9 protein-coding genes, 4 tRNA genes and 2 rRNA genes are annotated in these 18,032 nt (G+C 45.8%); all 15 read right to left on the minus strand.

What is annotated here, in order from left to right; translation table 11 throughout:
• Positions 1–439: 439 nt before the first annotated feature.
• Entirely contained in the window at positions 440–4,690 is a 4,251-nt protein-coding gene (rpoC, locus tag KW136_RS03780) for a DNA-directed RNA polymerase subunit beta' (RefSeq protein ID WP_216797281.1), read from the minus strand.
• Positions 4,691–4,711: 21 nt separating this feature from the next.
• Positions 4,712–8,824: a DNA-directed RNA polymerase subunit beta gene (gene rpoB / locus KW136_RS03785; RefSeq protein WP_216797283.1), complete on the minus strand. Its 4,113-nt coding sequence runs from the start codon at positions 8,822–8,824 to the stop codon at positions 4,712–4,714.
• A 329-nt stretch (positions 8,825–9,153) separates the two neighbouring features.
• On the minus strand, positions 9,154–9,531 hold the full coding sequence (gene rplL, locus KW136_RS03790) for a 50S ribosomal protein L7/L12 (protein WP_216797291.1): 378 nt from the start codon (positions 9,529–9,531) through the stop codon (positions 9,154–9,156).
• Between the two features lie 74 nt (positions 9,532–9,605).
• Positions 9,606–10,103, minus strand: coding sequence for a 50S ribosomal protein L10 (gene rplJ, locus KW136_RS03795; RefSeq protein ID WP_216797292.1), 498 nt, complete (start codon positions 10,101–10,103; stop codon positions 9,606–9,608).
• Between the two features lie 301 nt (positions 10,104–10,404).
• Complete coding sequence (rplA, locus tag KW136_RS03800) at positions 10,405–11,118, minus strand: 50S ribosomal protein L1 (protein ID WP_216797294.1); 714 nt, start codon at positions 11,116–11,118, stop codon at positions 10,405–10,407.
• Complete coding sequence (gene rplK / locus KW136_RS03805) at positions 11,111–11,551, minus strand: 50S ribosomal protein L11 (protein ID WP_216797296.1); 441 nt, start codon at positions 11,549–11,551, stop codon at positions 11,111–11,113. The genes rplA and rplK overlap by 8 nt, the downstream gene beginning before the upstream one ends.
• A 160-nt stretch (positions 11,552–11,711) precedes the next feature.
• Positions 11,712–12,269, minus strand: coding sequence for a transcription termination/antitermination protein NusG (gene nusG, locus KW136_RS03810; RefSeq protein ID WP_216797300.1), 558 nt, complete (start codon positions 12,267–12,269; stop codon positions 11,712–11,714).
• Position 12,270: 1 nt separating this feature from the next.
• A complete protein-coding gene (gene secE / locus KW136_RS03815; protein WP_216797301.1) occupies positions 12,271–12,651 on the minus strand; it encodes a preprotein translocase subunit SecE in 381 nt (126 codons plus the stop codon).
• Between the two features lie 39 nt (positions 12,652–12,690).
• Positions 12,691–12,766 (minus strand) — tRNA-Trp (locus KW136_RS03820).
• Between the two features lie 56 nt (positions 12,767–12,822).
• The gene (gene tuf, locus KW136_RS03825; RefSeq protein ID WP_216797272.1) at positions 12,823–14,013 is read right to left on the minus strand and encodes an elongation factor Tu; all 1,191 of its coding nucleotides are present in this window, start codon (positions 14,011–14,013) and stop codon (positions 12,823–12,825) included.
• 61 nt (positions 14,014–14,074) lie between these two features.
• Positions 14,075–14,149, minus strand: a tRNA-Thr gene (locus KW136_RS03830).
• Between the two features lie 15 nt (positions 14,150–14,164).
• Positions 14,165–14,238, minus strand: a tRNA-Gly gene (locus KW136_RS03835).
• 35 nt (positions 14,239–14,273) lie between these two features.
• A tRNA-Tyr gene (locus tag KW136_RS03840) sits at positions 14,274–14,361 on the minus strand.
• 533 nt (positions 14,362–14,894) lie between these two features.
• Positions 14,895–15,008, minus strand: a 5S ribosomal RNA gene (gene rrf / locus KW136_RS03845).
• Positions 15,009–15,130: 122 nt separating this feature from the next.
• A 23S ribosomal RNA gene (locus KW136_RS03850) occupies positions 15,131–18,017 on the minus strand.
• Between the last annotated feature and the right edge of the window lie 15 nt (positions 18,018–18,032).

Consider the following 18,032-nt stretch of genomic DNA (forward strand, 5'->3'; position numbering starts at 1 on the left):
AATAGTTTTGCTGATTTTCGTAGCGCTGTTAAGTACATCTTGAACCCAGCTATAAGTAGAGACTGATATTATGCTAGTCAATTTGTTATTACTAACCTTGCTCTTGGGGGGGGCGTTAAAACTTTCCCAAACAGCTACACAAAAACTTTAATTTCTTTATTAAGAAGAATACAAATTCTTGCTCATACACTAACTTTATAAGTTAATTAGCATCTATCTAAGTATAAAATGACCGACCCCTACTCTGTAGTAGTAATAACTTTAGTGAAAATATATACTAGCTCTGCGTGCAGATCATAAGGCTATAGTTTCTAAAATTAATATCGGCAAGAGTCTATGTATCCACTCAAAGTCTTTATTGTTATAGAATAGTCTTCTTCAAGTAGTAAATAGTTATAGCCTGCCAGCACCTCGACTATTTGCTAGCAGGCTATATACGTTACTTGTTTTCAGAAAAAGATTGTTTTACCAGTGTTTTCTGTATAGTAAAGTCAAATGGGCTTATGTTCTCCTCTTCTGCCTCAATCTGCTGAAAACGCTCTCGGTCGGCTATCTCTTTGCTTTTTCTAGCTTTGTGAAAGGCAAGTCCTGTACCAGCCGGGATTAGGCGGCCAACGATTACATTCTCTTTTAGACCACGGAGGTCATCACGCTTGCCCATAATAGCAGCCTCAGTTAGCACGCGCGTTGTTTCCTGGAACGAGGCGGCTGAAATAAATGAATCAGTTGATAGTGACGCCTTCGTAATACCAAGTAGCACATTTTCATATGTTGCTGGTTTCTTACCTTCCGCAATGATTTGATCATTTTCGTCAAGCATATCAGAACGCTCCACTTGCTCTCCTAGTATAAACCGTGTATCTGCATTATCTATGATCTGCACACGTCTCAACATTTGGCGGACAATCACTTCAATATGCTTGTCATTAATTTTTACACCCTGCAAGCGATATACGTCTTGTACTTCATCAACAATATAGCGCGATAGAGCTTCGATTCCTTGCAGGCGCAGTATATCGTGCGAATCAGCAGGCCCATCAACAATTATCTCTCCTTTGTTGACAACTTGACCGTCATGTACAAGAACTTGCTTTTCCTTCGCAATTAAAAATTCATGTTGATTTCCATCCAGGTCTGTGATGATTAAGCGTTGCTTGCCTTTTGTATCTTTTCCAAACGATACAGTTCCAGTCACTTCTGCTAGAAAGCCCGCATCCTTTGGTGAACGGGCCTCGAATAGCTCGGCAACTCGTGGTAACCCGCCAGTAATGTCGCGAGTTTTTTGAGACTCGGTCGGAATCCGTGCCAGAACCTCACCAATCTGGACCTGCTGACCATCTTTAACCGTGATTAGTGCGCCGACCTGGAAACCAATTTGCACCGCATGCTCTGTTCCTGGAATCTTTACTTCATCACCGCTCTCACAAAGCATCTTCACTTGTGGGCGCACACTTTTAGTGGATTGAGAGCCACAGTGCTTTGCGTCAATCACAACAAGAGTCGATAAGCCCGTTACTTCATCAATCTGCTTAGCGACAGTTACGCCCTCTTCAACGTTTTCAAATTTTACTGTGCCACCGTACTCTGTGATAATCGGACGTGTCATTGGATCCCATGTTGCAAGCTGCGTACCCGCCTTAATTTGTGTGCCATCTAACTGCAGGAGCGTTGCACCATACGGAATTTTATGGCATTCACGCTCACGGCCATGGTCGTCTGCGATAATAATTTCTCCGGAGCGAGAAATAACAATTTGCTCGTCCTTTGCGTTTGTAACATAGCGCATTGTTGAGGTGAAGCGTGCAGTTCCGTTAGACTTCGCTTCGACGCTGGAAGCTATAGCTGCCCGTGATACCGCACCACCAATATGGAATGTACGCATCGTTAGCTGAGTACCCGGCTCACCAATTGATTGCGCAGCGATTACACCGACCGCCTCACCTACATTTACTAGCGTACCGCGCCCAAGATCGCGGCCATAGCACTTCGCACATAAACCATAACGTGTTTCACAGGTCAGTGGCGTGCGAACGCGCACTTCATCGATACCGAGGTGCTCAATTTCTTCAACTGCAGTTTCATCTAACAGCGAACCTGATTCGTATAAAGCTTCCTGAGTTTCTGGATTAATAATCTCAGCTACTGCTACCCGGCCGAGAATTCGATCGCGTAGCGCTTCGATGACTTCACCGCCTTCGACAAGCGCCTTCATTGCTACGCTCTGGCTAGTACCGCAATCGTCCTCAACTACTACCAAGTCTTGTGTTACGTCAACTAAACGACGGGTTAGATAGCCTGAGTTTGCAGTTTTTAATGCAGTATCTGCTAATCCCTTACGGGCACCATGTGTTGAAATAAAGTACTGCAATACATTTAAGCCTTCTCGGAAGTTCGCGGTAATTGGCGTTTCAATAATTGAACCATCCGGCTTAGCCATAAGCCCGCGCATACCCGCTAATTGGCGAATTTGTACCGCCGAACCACGAGCACCAGAATCCGCCATCATATAAATCGAGTTAAATGACTCTTGGTGCGTCTTATTACCGTTTCGATCAATAACTGGTTCGGTTGATAGTCTCTGCATCATCGCCTTACCAACTAATTCAGAGGTTGCCGACCAAATATCAACTACATTGTTATAACGCTCCTGAGCAGTAACTAGACCTGACATGTATTGTCGATCATATTCCTTAACTTTTTTAGCAGCTTCACCTACGATCGTTTCTTTTTGTGCCGGAACCAGCATATCATCAACGCAAATCGAGATCCCGGCCCGGGTAGCTAGTCGGAAGCCTAACTGCATAAGCTGATCTGCAAAAATTACTGTTTCTCGTAAACCGCAACAACGGAAAGCAGTGTTAATTAACCGAGAGATTTCTTTTTTCTTCAGCGGTTTATTTAGCACGCTGAAGGGCAGGCCCGGTGGTAAAATCTCCGAGAGGATTGCACGACCTACCGTGGTTGCATGTAGTAAGATCTTAGGTACAAATTTTGGCGAATCATTAGAGCGATGATCCCCATTGGCTACCATTTCAGTAATGCGTACATTGACGCGCGAGGCTAGTTCTACTGTCTTATTCTCATACGCTCGAAGAACTTCTCCTACACCAGTAAAAGTCATTCCCTCGCCCTTCGCATTAATTGCTTCGCGCGTCGCGTAGTATAAGCCTAGTACGATATCCTGCGATGGAACGATTGATGGATCGCCATTAGCCGGGAACAAAATGTTATTAGACGCAAGCATTAGCGTGCGCGCCTCCATCTGTGCTTCGAGCGACAGAGGTACATGTACAGCCATCTGGTCGCCATCAAAATCAGCATTGAATGCAGCACACACTAGTGGGTGTAGTTGAATTGCTTTGCCTTCTATTAGTACCGGCTCGAAAGCCTGAATCCCAAGACGATGCAGAGTTGGGGCACGATTTAGCATCACTGGATGCTCGCGAATCACTTCTTCTAGAATATCCCATACGATGGGTGTCTGACTTTCAACTTCCTTCTTTGCTGCTTTGATTGTTGTCGCGACGCCTACTACCTCTAGCTTGTGAAAAATGAATGGTTTAAACAATTCAAGCGCCATCAACTTAGGCAATCCACACTGGTGTAGTTTAAGAGTTGGACCGACGACGATCACTGATCGGCCAGAGTAGTCAACGCGCTTACCCAGCAAATTCTGGCGGAAGCGACCACCCTTGCCTTTAATCATATCGGCAAGCGACTTTAGAGGTCGTTTATTAGCGCCGGTCATTGCTTTTCCACGACGTCCATTGTCGAGCAACGAGTCGACTACCTCTTGCAACATCCTTTTTTCATTGCGAATGATGATCTCGGGCGCTTTCAATTCAAGTAGACGCTTTAATCGGTTATTACGATTAATAACGCGACGATACAAGTCGTTTAGATCCGACGTCGCGAACCTACCGCCGTCTAGCGGTACCAGTGGACGCAACTCCGGTGGTAATACAGGTAACACCTCAAGGATCATCCACTCTGGCTTAATGCCGGAACGCTGGAATGCCTCCAGCACCTTTAGGCGCTTTGCATACTTTTTGATTTTTGCTTCGGATCCAGTATTCTTTAACTCAGCACGAAGTTGTTCAATTTGCGCATCAATATCAATTGAGCGCAGTAGCTCACGTATACCTTCTGCGCCCATTTCTGCCCGGAACTCTTCACCATCTTCTTCGGCTTTATAGTAATCCTCTTCGGTTATAATCTGTCGCGTTTTAAGCTGTGTTATGCCTGGATCGATCACGACATACGCTTCGAAATAAAGTACGCGCTCAATATCGCGTAATGTCATATCGAGTACCATACCTAACCGTGATGGCAGCGACTTTAGAAACCATATATGTGCGACTGGAGAGGCAAGCTCAATATGGCCCATACGCTCGCGGCGTACTTTCGTGAGCGTTACTTCAACGCCGCATTTCTCGCAGATTACGCCGCGATGTTTTAGACGTTTATACTTGCCGCAGAGACACTCGTAATCCTTGATTGGGCCAAAGATCTTTGCGCAGAATAAACCATCTCGCTCAGGTTTGAAGGTGCGGTAGTTAATAGTTTCCGGCTTTTTTACTTCACCAAACGACCAAGATCGGATCTTGTCCGGTGAGGCTAGACTTATCTTAATGGCATCAAAAACTTCTTCTTGTTGGACTTGCTTGAATAGATCGAGCAAAGCTTTCATCGCTTCTCTCCAGTAGTCCGATTAGTTCCGGTCTAGGTCGATATCGATACCGAGCGACCGTATTTCTTTCACTAGCACGTTGAATGACTCTGGCATGCCCGCATCGATCACGTGATCACCCTTGACAAGATTCTCATACACTTTCGTGCGACCTGTTACGTCATCCGACTTTACCGTTAACATTTCCTGTAACACGTAGGATGCGCCGTATGCCTCTAGCGCCCACACCTCCATTTCCCCAAAGCGTTGGCCACCAAATTGTGCCTTACCGCCTAACGGCTGCTGCGTTACCAGTGAATATGGGCCGGTCGAGCGCGCATGCATCTTATCATCCACTAAATGATGGAGCTTTAACATATGCATGTAGCCTACTGTTACTGGACGCTCGAAAGCCTCGCCAGTACGCCCATCGTATAGTGTCACCTGGTTTTTCGACTTTGTCATTCCTAGCTGCTGGGCCACCTCGTCTGGAAACGCTAAATCCAGCATATACGAAATCTCTCTCTCGTGCGCGCCATCAAATACTGGTGTTGCAAATGGCACACCTTCTTTTAAGTTTTGTGCAAGCTCGATAATTTCATCATTAGACATCTCATCAATTGACTCTAAACGACCCGACTCATTATAAATCTTCATCAAAAACAATCTCAGATCCTGGACTAGGGTCGATTTTTTAGCCTGTAACATTTCACCTATACGCCACCCTAAACCCTTTGCAGACCAGCCTAAGTGGGTTTCAAGGATCTGGCCGACATTCATTCTCGACGGCACCCCCAGTGGATTTAATACAACATCGCATGGGCGGCCATCAGCCATATATGGCATATCTTCAATCGGAACGATTTTTGAGACGACACCTTTATTACCGTGTCGGCCCGCCATTTTATCGCCAGGTTGCAATCGCCGCTTGACTGCCAGGTATACTTTAGCCATTTTTAACACACCTGGAGGCAATTCATCTCCCTGTGTTAGTTTCTTTCGCTTTTCTTCAAACGCGAGGCTAAATTGATCACGCTTCTGCTCGATTGATTCTTTAATTGCCTCTAGTTGCGCTGCTGCGTTCTCGTCGGAGAGGCGAATATCGAACCAGTGATAATGAGCTAAATTATTTAAGTATTCGCGCGTAATCTTCGAATTTTTTGCAAGTTTTTTTGGACCACCGTTCACAAGCTTACCGTTGAGCATTCGAGCTAATCGCTCGAATGCATCGCTTTCGACGATGCGTAACTGGTCATTTAAATCTAATCGATAGCGTTTAAGTTCATCATCGATAATCTGTTGTGCACGTTTATCACGCTGGATTCCTTCACGTGTAAATACTTGTACGTCGATTACCGTTCCGGTCATGCCTGATGGGACGCGCAGAGACGTATCTTTTACATCAGAAGCTTTCTCGCCGAAGATTGCGCGTAGCAGCTTTTCTTCCGGAGTTAGTTGAGTCTCGCCTTTCGGAGTTACCTTACCAATTAATACATCGCCAGTCTCGACCTCAGCACCGATATAAATAATTCCTGATTCATCTAGACGACCTAGCTGCACTTCAGCTAGATTAGAGATATCTCTCGTAATTTCTTCCGGGCCAAGCTTTGTATCGCGTGCTACAACATTGAGTTCCTCGATATGGATCGAGGTATAGCGGTCATCGGAGACAACGCGCTCAGAAATTAAGAGTGAATCCTCAAAGTTGTAGCCATTCCACGGTGTAAACGCGACTAGCATATTCTGGCCGAGCGCAAGCTCTCCTAGATCGGTTGATGCACCATCAGCAATTACATCGCCACATGCGACACGATCTCCAACCTTCGCGATGGGCCGCTGGTTAATATTCGTATTTTGATTTGAGCGCGTATATTTAATTAAATTATAGATATCGACGCCAACCTCACCGGCTACCGCCTCGTCATCGTTCACGCGAATTACCACACGGCTAGCGTCAACATAGTCAATCACCCCACCACGGCATGCCTGCACCGTCGTACCTGAGTCTACAGCAGTCCTACGCTCGATGCCCGTACCAACTACTGCTTTTTCCGGCCGCAGGCAAGGCACCGCCTGACGCTGCATGTTTGAGCCCATAAGTGCTCGGTTTGCATCATCGTGTTCGAGGAACGGAATTAGTGACGCAGCTACAGACACAATCTGTGATGGTGCTACATCCATATACTGGATTCGGTCTGGTATAACCATCAGCGTTTCACCAGCTTCGCGAGCCGAAACTAGCTCGTCCACTAGCCGACCTTCGTCGTCAATCGCTGCATTTGCTTGAGCAATTACATACTGACCTTCCTCGATCGCAGACAGATAGTCTATCTTATCAGTTACCTGACCATTAATCACCTTCCGGTAGGGCGTCTCGAGGAAACAATATTCGTTTAAGTGAGCATACAGCGCGAGTGAGTTAATTAGACCGATATTTGGACCTTCCGGCGTTTCGATCGGGCATACACGACCGTAGTGTGTCGGGTGAACGTCACGCACCTCAAATCCAGCACGCTCACGTGTCAATCCTCCTGGTCCTAGCGCTGATACGCGTCGCTTATGCGTAATCTCAGATAGAGGATTAGTTTGATCCATAAACTGCGATAGCTGTGAGGAGCCGAAGAACTCGCGAATCGCTGATGAAATTGGTTTTGAATTAATTAGGTCATGCGGCATTAAATTCTCACTCTCCGCCTGACCAAGGCGCTCTTTAACTGCGCGTTCTACACGCACTAAACCAGCGCGAAACTGATTTTCAGCTAACTCACCGACGCAACGCACACGACGATTACCAAGATGGTCGATATCATCGGCCTCTCCTTTACCGTTGCGCAGCCCAACTAAAATCTTAATTGCCGCAAGTAGATCATCATCGGTCAAGGTCATCGGACCATGAATCTCATCACGACCGACTCGACGGTTAAACTTCATTCGACCAACTTTCGATAGATCGTACGTATCCTCACTATAAAAAAGACGATTAAACAACGACTCAACCGCATCTTCTGTAGGTGGCTCGCCCGGCCGCATCATCCGGTAAATTGCGATTCTCGCAGCAGCCTTATCGGTAGTTTCATCAATATGAAGCGTAGATGATATGTACGGACCCTGGTCTAGATCGTTTGTATATAAGGTCTGGATTTTTTGTACACGTGTTTCTCTGAGCTTATCAAGCAGAGCCTCGGTCATCTCCTCGTTTGCATTGGCTATTACCTCACCAGTCTCGGTATCAATCACGTTCTTCGCAAGAACGCGGCCAATCAAATAGTCATCTGGCACCGAGATATACCTCGTTTTTGTGCTCTGAAGATCACAGATATGCTTAGCATTAATCCGTTTGTCTTTTTGGACAATAACCTTTCCATCTCGATCAATAATGTTAAAACGTGCAACCTCGCCTCGTAATCGATCCAAAACACATTCCATCTGTGCGCCTTCGTTGGTCAACATAAAGTTATCGAACACGAAGAAATTCGCCAAGATCTGCTCTGACGTCAAGCCAATAGCTTTTAGTAGGATTGTTACTGGCATTTTACGGCGACGATCAACTCGAAAGTATAAGATATCTTTCGGATCGAACTCAAAATCTAGCCAGGAGCCGCGATAGGGAATAATACGAGCCGAGAATAATAGCTTACCTGAGCTATGCGTTTTACCCTTGTCATGTTCAAAGAACACACCTGGTGATCGGTGTAGCTGTGAAACGATTACACGCTCAGTACCGTTGATTACGAACGAGCCGGTTGGTGTCATAAGCGGAATTTCGCCCATGTATACTTCTTGTTCTTTTACCTCTTTAACAAGCGGCTTAGTTGAGGATTCCCTATCGAAGATTACTAGGCGAACCTTAGCCCGCAATGCAGAGCAATAGGTTAAGCCGCGCTGTTGGCACTCCTTAACGTCAAACACCGGAGATGACAGCGCATAGCTGACAAACTTAAGCTGGGCAAAACCATTATGCGAGACGATTGGAAAAACTGATGTAAAAGCAACTTGCAGCCCTTCCGGTTTACGTTGTGCAGCAGGTACATCCGCCTGTAAGAAAGCACTAAATGATTCAAGCTGAGTAGCCAGCAGAAAAGGAACCGGGTGAACGATAGGGCGTTTCGCAAAACTCTTGCGAATGCGCTTCTTCTCGGTGAAGGAATATTGCATACGATCTCCGAATCACGGCGTGATAGTTCATTGCTCCAACGGCAGCGAACAAAATTACCCAAGTGTTCACCGACTGAAACCCTGTAGTCGTTCAAGCGTTTGAACAGACTAAAAAGCTTGGTGGTTGGCCGCGCTACCAACCGTTGGCTGACAGCAGCGGTTGCCAATGTTTCCCGCTACCCGGACCAAACTTGCCTTCTGCAGTCGCTTCAAAAGGCAAAGCTATGAAGATTACAGTACTACCTAATAAATAAAGCGCTTACTAAATCCATAAAGCGCGAAGGGCTGACAGTTTGGAACCGCCAGCCCTTCGCGCAAATCGCTGAAAATTATTTAATTTCAGCTTTTGCACCAGCGTCTTCAAGCTTTTTCTTCGCTTCTTCAGCGATATCTTTTGTCACCGCCTCTTTAACGGGCTTAGGTGCGCTGTCGACTAAATCTTTAGCTTCTTTTAGACCAAGACCAGTAAGTTCACGAACAGTTTTAATAACCGATACTTTATTCGGACCGACTTCTAGCAGGTTTACTGAAAATTCCGTCTGCTCTTCTACTACCGCGGTAGAATTACCTGAACCAGGCGGACCCGCAATAGCAAGCGCAGCAGCCGATACACTAAACTTCTCCTCGAAAGCTTTAACTAGCTCATTTAGCTCGAGGACTGACATCGCGCCAACGGCTTCTAGGATGTCTTCTTTTGCGATTGCCATTTAAATACTCCTAACTTGGAATTTGGATTTTAGCTAACGATCCAGGGCTAACCGGGCTTATACCCGGCTACCTGTCAGGTGGCTTCACTTTGCTGCTTTTCGGCCAGAATAGCCAAAGCGTATGCAAAGCCAGAAACAGGTGCCTGCATAACACCTAGCAGCTTCGCAAATAGTTCCTCGCGGCTTGGAATGGAAGCTAATGCCTGCACATCAGCCCTGTTCATCACCTTACCATCATAGAAGCCAGCCTTAATTACAAGCTTATCGGTAGTTTTACCAAAGTCATGAATAACTTTAGCCGCCGGAATTGCGTCGTCTGAAATGCTATAAATCAAGGGACCTGTCATATGCTCAGCGAGCAGAGCAAATGGTGTATTTATGACCGCGCGACGGGCAAGCGTATTTTTTAATACGCACAGATACACCCGCTGCTCGAAGGCCCTCGCACGAAGATTAGTTAGATCGCTAACCGAAATTCCACGATATTCAGCTAATACAATAGTCTGAGCTTTCGTAACTTTGGCGGAAATCTTAGCCACGATAGCTCGCTTATCTTCACGATTAAGCGGCACGTTTAACCTCCAGATTTAGTCCGTTAGAGGGTCGTTCCGACCACATCGCGCACCGCGTTTATAAACGGTGCCCGAGATTGTTGGGAATATTTCTTCTAGTACAGCTATTACTGTACCTAGCTTCTATTCAGAAAAACTATCTTAGGTTTATTATCTGCTTTAGCTTTCAATTAAAAACAGGTGCTACAGCCACTTTTTGGCAGAAATTTTTGATAATTACTTATGTTGTTTTACTGTTTACTATTAATATATAGGAATATAGCCTATATACAGCAAGGAAGCATAACTACTAGCACGCATCTTATTGCGTTGCTACTTTTTCTGCATTAATAGTGCTTAAGTCAACTCGTATACCGATACCCATCGTACTTGACATTGCAATTTTACGTAGATAAATTCCTTTACTGGCGGCTGGTTTAGCCTGTTGGAGGGCACCAACTAACGCAATAAGATTAGCTTTTAAAGCGGTCGATTCAAATGACGCGCGACCAATGGTCACATGAATAATTCCAGCTTTGTCAACACGGAACTGCACCTGACCAGCTTTCGCATTCTTTACTGCTGTTGCTACGTCTAGCGTCACTGTACCCATTTTTGGATTCGGCATTAAACCCCTTGGACCAAGGATTTGACCAAGGGCGCCAACTACACGCATTGTATCCGGCGATGCAATTACGCTATCGAAGTTTAGATTACCTGCTCTCACTTGTTCAGCTAAGTCTTCCATCCCGACAATGTCAGCGCCCGCATCTTTAGCTTGCTCTGCTTTGTTACCTTGCGCAAATACAGCAACACGCACGCTTTTTCCAGTACCGGCTGGTAATACAACTGAGCTACGAACTACTTGATCCGATTTTTTTGCATCAATACCAAGCTGTACAGAAATGTCAATTGACTCATCAAACTTAGCAGTTGCACACTGCCTCACAAGCACAAGCGCATCATCTATAGGATATAGCTTCAGGTGATCGACTTTATTTTTGAGCACTTTTAGGCGCTTTGAAACTCTACCCATCTACACACCCCTCCACAGTAATTCCCATCGAACGAGCAGTACCAGCAATCGTCCGAACTGCCGCATTAAGATTGGCCGCGGTAAGATCTGGCATTTTTGTCTTAGCAATTTCTTTAGCTTGCTCGTATGTGATATTACCTACTTTATCTATATGTGGCTTATTCGAGCCTCTATCAACTTTTGCTGCTTTTTTAATAAGTACAGCTGCAGGTGGAGTTTTTAGAACAAACGTAAAACTTTTATCTGCATAGGCAGTAATTAAAACTGGCGTTGGCAAACCTGGCTCGAGGTTTTGAGTTTGAGCGTTAAACGCTTTACAAAACGCCATGATATTTAAGCCTCGCTGACCCAGTGCTGGGCCTATAGGCGGCGAAGGGTTGGCTTTACCCGCAGGAATCTGCAACTTAATAAAGCTAATAATTTTTTTTGCCATTTAAAACCTTGGGTGAACGCCTAACGTTCGGCGAGTGATAACGCGCTTTTTAGCAAACTGTACCAGTGATTTTTAATAACTGACAAACATACAAAAAATACTCTAATGCTTACTATAACTTTGTTACGTAACATACATGCGTCAAGCATAAGACTCAGTCTTAAACTTTTTCAACCTGGCCAAACTCCAGCTCAACAGGAGTAGCTCTACCAAAAATTGTCACTGAAACACGAACACGCGACTTCTCATAATTAACTTCTTCAACGCTGCCATTGAAATCCGTAAATGGACCTTCTTTAACACGAATGAGCTCCCCGATTTCAAAAAGAGTTTTTGGCCGTGGTTTTTCAACACCCTCCTGGATTTGGGACATAATCTTATTAACTTCATGCTTTGAGATAGGACTTGGCCGATTTCGAGCGCCACCGACAAACCCTGTTACTTTGGCAGTATTTTTTACTAAATGCCATGTTTCGTCAGTCATGATCATTTCTACCAGTACATAGCCTGGAAAGAACCTGCGCTCGGTTAGAGATTTATGTCCACCCTTAATCTCGACGACTTCTTCAGTTGGAACTAAAATCCGACCAAATTTACTTTGCATGCCAGCACGCTCGATACGCTCCTGAAGCGTACGCTGAACGCTTTTCTCCGTACCAGAGTAAACATGCACGACATACCAACGATTATCACTTGATAATGATGCGCTATCATTCATATTATTTCCAACCTAGAATTAGCGAAAAGATAACCCATTCAATAGTCTTATCGCTAATCCAAAGATAGATTGCCATCAGTAGCACAAAACCAAATACAACCATAGTTGTTTGGACGGCTTCTTTTCGAGAGGGCCAAACAACTTTATTAATTTCACGATACGAATCTTTCGAAAATGCAATAAAGCTTTTACCTAAGGTTGAAGACAGCTCTACGGCAATACCTGTAGCAATACCAATGACTAAAACTAAGCTACGCACGTACCAATTATGCATCTCCAGCAAATAAAAGCCAGCAATCCCGGCGATAATAAGCAATATGCTTAGCGCCAGTAATAGTCTATTTTTTATAATACTTACAGTTTTAATAGATGAATTCGCCATAACACTCTAAACAAATACACCGTATAATTAGTGCTGTATTGGCAGGGGCAGAGGGCGTCGAACCCCCAACCTTCGGTTTTGGAGACCGATGCTCTACCGGTTGAGCTATACCCCTAAAGACTATTATTGCAGCGATAGCTTTTGCTACTACAGTTATCAAAATTCACGATTTTATTTAAGAATCTTGGCCACAACACCGGCACCAACAGTACGACCACCCTCGCGGATCGCAAAGCGTAGTCCTTCTTCCATAGCAATGGGCGCAATCAACTTGACTGTGATTGATACATTATCACCTGGCATTACCATTTCCCTATCTTCAGGTAACTCAATTGATCCCGTCACGTCTGTTGTGCGGAAATAGAACTGCGGTCGATAGTTATTAAAAAACGGTGTGTGTCGTCCACCTTCATCCTTACTTAGTACATATACTTCTGCTGTGAAGTGCGTATGCGGTGTAATTGTTCCAAGCTTAGCAAGCACTTGGCCACGCTCCACATCTTCGCGCTTAGTTCCGCGTAGCAGAATACCTACGTTGTCACCAGCCTGGCCCTGGTCTAGTAGCTTTCGGAACATTTCTACGCCAGTACATGTTGTCTTTAATGTATTACGGATTCCTACAATCTCGATTTCTTCACCGACCTTGATTACCCCACGCTCTACCCGTCCAGTAACTACTGTACCTCGACCAGAAATCGAGAAAACATCTTCTACTGGCATAAGAAATGTGCCGTCTATCGCACGCTCAGGTGTTGGAATGTAAGCGTCTAGCGCGTCAGCTAGACGCATCATTGCCGCCTCACCTAACTCGCCTTTATCTCCCTCCAGCGCTAGCTTCGCTGAACCCTTTATAATCGGCGTGTTGTCACCAGGGAATTCATACTTAGATAACAGCTCTCGCACTTCCATTTCGACTAGTTCAAGCAGCTCCTCGTCGTCTACCATATCGCATTTATTTAAGAAAACAACGATATACGGTACACCTACCTGACGCGCTAGCAGAATATGCTCGCGTGTTTGAGGCATCGGGCCATCTGCGGCTGACACCACTAAGATCGCTCCGTCCATCTGCGCTGCACCCGTTATCATATTCTTTATGTAATCCGCATGACCCGGGCAGTCTACGTGTGCATAGTGACGCTGCTCTGTCTCGTACTCGATGTGAGCTGTATTGATTGTTATACCGCGCGCTTTTTCTTCTGGTGCCGCGTCAATCTCGTCATACTTCTTTGCTTCGCCACCAAACCTCGATGAGAGCACTGTTGCGAGTGCCGCCGTCAGCGTGGTTTTTCCATGGTCAACATGACCGATCGTACCTACGTTCACGTGCGGCTTGGTTCGTCTAAACTTGCCTTTGGCCATTTTTGACTCCTAACAGGGGGCGTGATCTGTTTCTTCGCGCGCAAACGCATTACTGAGACATTGGTGCCCATGGGCAGGATTGAACTGCCGACCTCTCCCTTACCAAGGGAGTGCTCTACCACTGAGCCACATGGGCAAACACTTAAAACGTTGGAGCGGGTGAAGGGAATCGAACCCTCGTCATAAGCTTGGAAGGCTTCTGCTCTACCATTAAGCTACACCCGCAAAATAGTTTTGTCTCATACTGCTACCGCAAATCTTGGTGGAGGAGGTTGGATTCGAACCAACGTAGGCGTATAAGCCAACAGATTTACAGTCTGCCCCCTTTAGCCACTCGGGCACCCCTCCGGTATAGAATATATATTGTCAGCTAATTAGGTGCGAGTGTCAACCGCCCTATCATTAATCCCTAGCTTAGTAAACATTAGTTTTTATTTAATACGGCTTATCTTTATTTCAAGGGCGTAACTTTGGTTGTGTAGCTTTTATGTTACAACCCTAAAGGTTAAAAGCTTTAAGTGAGCTAATTATAAATTATCTATAGCTTTTGCTTGAGTAGAAATTTAGCAGACTTAACAATATATTAGTCGGCTTTTACCTGGTTCTAAAAATGTTTTTAAAGAAATTATTTTTCTGGATTTAATACTAACCTTAGTAGTATTTATATTTAGATTTCAGATATGTTTAAAAACGGCTAATTATATTTTTATTTTTTATATAAATTATTTAGGTAATACAAAATGTTAGGAACTATAGTTAGTGAACTAAGTAAATTAAATCCGCTAATGATCGGTACTGTATTTATTAATTAAACTCGTTAATTAATAAATACAGTACGCCCGTTTCTATATCTGAAACGGGCGTACTGGCACAAAATAAAAGCCTGACAATTACCTACTTTCACACGGGCAATCCGCACTATCATCGGCGTGAAGTCGTTTCACGGTCCTGTTCGGGATGGGTAGGAGTGGGTCCAACTTACTATGGTCATCAGGCAAAAAGAAAAGAGTTAGTTATTGTTTGATTCTATACAGCATATAGTACAACAAATCTGGAGAAAAGCAGTCGGTAGAGGTTAGCATAAATTAACGACAAAACATTAAAACGGACTAGTTATAGGATCAAGCCTTACGGGCAATTAGTATCGGTTAGCTTAACGCATTACTGCGCGTACACACCCGACCTATCAACGTCCTAGTCTTGAACGACCCTTTAAGGGGATCAAGTCCCCGGGGAAGTCTTATCTTGAGGCAAGTTTCCCGCTTAGATGCTTTCAGCGGTTATCTCTTCCGAACATAGCTACCCGGCAATGCCACTGGCGTGACAACCGGTACACCAGAGGTTCGTCCACTCCGGTCCTCTCGTACTAGGAGCAGCCCCTCTCAAACTTCCAACGCCCACGGCAGATAGGGACCAAACTGTCTCACGACGTTTTAAACCCAGCTCACGTACCTCTTTAAATGGCGAACAGCCATACCCTTGGGACCGGCTACAGCCCCAGGATGAGATGAGCCGACATCGAGGTGCCAAACACCGCCGTCGATATGAACTCTTGGGCGGTATTAGCCTGTTATCCCCAGAGTACCTTTTATCCGTTGAGCGATGGCCCTTCCATACAGAACCACCGGATCACTATGACCTGCTTTCGCACCTGCTTGACTTGTCGGTCTCGCAGTTAAGCACGCTTATGCCATTGCACTATCAGCACGATTTCCGACCGTACTTAGCGTACCTTCGTACTCCTCCGTTACGCTTTGGGAGGAGACCGCCCCAGTCAAACTGCCTACCATGCACGGTTCCCAAACCCGATTCAGGGTTCTAGGTTAGAACTTCAAACAAACCAGGGTGGTATTTCAAGGACAGCTCCATGCGAACTAGCGTTCACACTTCCAAGCCTCCCACCTATCCTACACAGATCGGTTCAAAGTCCAATGCAAAGCTACAGTAAAGGTTCATGGGGTCTTTCCGTCTAGCCGCGGGTAGATTGCATCATCACAAACACTTCAACTTCGCTGAGTCTCGGGAGGAGACAGTGTGGCCATCGTTACGCCATTCGTGCAGGTCGGAACTTACCCGACAAGGAATTTCGCTACCTTAGGACCGTTATAGTTACGGCCGCCGTTTACCGGGACTTCAATCAAGAGCTTTCACCCCATCATTTAATCTTCCGGCACCGGGCAGGCGTCACACCCTATACGTCCACTTTCGTGTTTGCAGAGTGCTGTGTTTTTATTAAACAGTCGCAGCCACCAGTTTATTGCAACCCTTTTACCCTTCTGGCGCAGGCCAGTTAGGCTAATAGGGCGTACCTTATCCCGAAGTTACGGTACCAATTTGCCGAGTTCCTTCTCCCGAGTTCTCTCAAGCGCCTTAGAATACTCATCCCGCCCACCTGTGTCGGTTTGCGGTACGGTCTTGTTAGACTGAAGCTTAGAGGCTTTTCTTGGGACCACTTCCAATTGCTTTGCAGCTTAAAAAGCCGCTTGCTCTACATCCTTGAATTATGACGCCCGGATTTGCCGAAGCACCTTCTTTAATGTAGAGACCGGGACTTCCGACACCCGGACAACTTTCTGCGATCCGTCCCCCCATCGCATCTAACAATGGTGCAGGAATATTAACCTGCTTCCCATCAGCTACGCATTTCTGCCTCGCCTTAGGGGCCGACTCACCCTACGCCGATGAACGTTGCGTAGGAAACCTTGGGCTTACGGCGAGGAGGCTTTTCACCTCCTTTATCGCTACTCATGTCAGCATTCGCACTTCCGATACCTCCAGCGCATTTCTCAATGCGCCTTCACAGGCTTACGGAACGCTCTCCTACCATACGTACTTGCGTACATATTCGCAGCTTCGGTAATTAGCTTAGCCCCGTTACATCTTCCGCGCAGGACGACTCGATCAGTGAGCTATTACGCTTTCTTTAAAGGATGGCTGCTTCTAAGCCAACTTCCTGACTGTTTTTGCCTTCCCACTTCGTTTCCCACTTAGCTAATTTTAGGGACCTTAGCTGGCGATCTGGGTTGTTTCCCTTTTGACGTCGGACGTTAGCACCCGGCGTCTGTCTCCCGTGATTACACTCTTCGGTATTCGGAGTTTGCTATGACGAGGTAATCCGCAATGGACCCCTCAACCATGACAGTGCTCTACCCCCGAAGGTGATACACGAGGCACTACCTAAATAGTTTTCGGAGAGAACCAGCTATTTCCAAGTTTGTTTGGCCTTTCACCCCTATCCACAGCTCATCCCCTAACTTTTCAACGTTAGTGGGTTCGGTCCTTCAGTGCGTGTTACCGCACCTTCAACCTGGCCATGGATAGATCACTTGGTTTCGGGTCTACGCCCAGCAACTAATTTGCCCTATTCGGACTCGCTTTCGCTACGCCTTCCCTATTTGGTTAAGCTTGCTACTGAACGTAAGTCGCTGACCCATTATACAAAAGGTACGCCGTCACCTTTTACAAGGCTCCGACTGTTTGTATGCATGTGGTTTCAGGATCTATTTCACTCCCCTCTCGGGGTTCTTTTCACCTTTCCCTCACGGTACTAGTTCACTATCGGTCGATCACGAGTATTTAGCCTTGGAGGATGGTCCCCCCATCTTCAGACAAGATTTCACGTGTCCCGCCCTACTTATCGTATCCTTAGTTCTACACCTTAGTTTTTACTTACAAGGCTATCACTTACTATGGCCGCTTTTTCCAAAGCGTTTAGTTAACTAGAGTGCTAAATGATACAGGCTGATCCCATTTCGCTCGCCACTACTTTGGGAATCTCGGTTGATTTCTTTTCCTACGGCTACTTAGATGTTTCAGTTCGCCGCGTTCGCCTCACATAACTTATAGATTCAGTTATGGATGGTCTATACAGACCGGGTTGCCCCATTCAGACATCTGCGGATCAAGGCTTGTTTACCAGCTCCCCGCAGCTTTTCGCAGGCTACTACGTCTTTCTTCGCTTGTGATCGCCAAGGCATCCACCACATGCACTTACTTGCTTGATCCTATAACAAGTCCGT

Origin of the sequence: Candidatus Vallotiella hemipterorum (assembly GCF_910593725.1) — a bacterium.
GTDB lineage: Bacteria > Pseudomonadota > Gammaproteobacteria > Burkholderiales > Burkholderiaceae > Mycetohabitans > Mycetohabitans hemipterorum.

Bases quoted from the DNA above. Each gene is read 5' to 3' on its own strand.
- rpoC (WP_216797281.1), bottom strand. From the start codon at position 4,690: ATGAAAGCTTTGCTCGATCTATTCAAGCAAGTCCAACAAGAAGAAGTT.
- secE (WP_216797301.1), bottom strand. From the start codon at position 12,651: ATGGCGAATTCATCTATTAAAACTGTAAGTATTATAAAAAATAGACTA.
- rplL (WP_216797291.1), bottom strand. From the start codon at position 9,531: ATGGCAATCGCAAAAGAAGACATCCTAGAAGCCGTTGGCGCGATGTCA.
- rpoB (WP_216797283.1), bottom strand. From the start codon at position 8,824: ATGCAATATTCCTTCACCGAGAAGAAGCGCATTCGCAAGAGTTTTGCG.
- nusG (WP_216797300.1), bottom strand. From the start codon at position 12,269: ATGAATGATAGCGCATCATTATCAAGTGATAATCGTTGGTATGTCGTG.
- tuf (WP_216797272.1), bottom strand. From the start codon at position 14,013: ATGGCCAAAGGCAAGTTTAGACGAACCAAGCCGCACGTGAACGTAGGT.
- rplK (WP_216797296.1), bottom strand. From the start codon at position 11,551: ATGGCAAAAAAAATTATTAGCTTTATTAAGTTGCAGATTCCTGCGGGT.
- rplA (WP_216797294.1), bottom strand. From the start codon at position 11,118: ATGGGTAGAGTTTCAAAGCGCCTAAAAGTGCTCAAAAATAAAGTCGAT.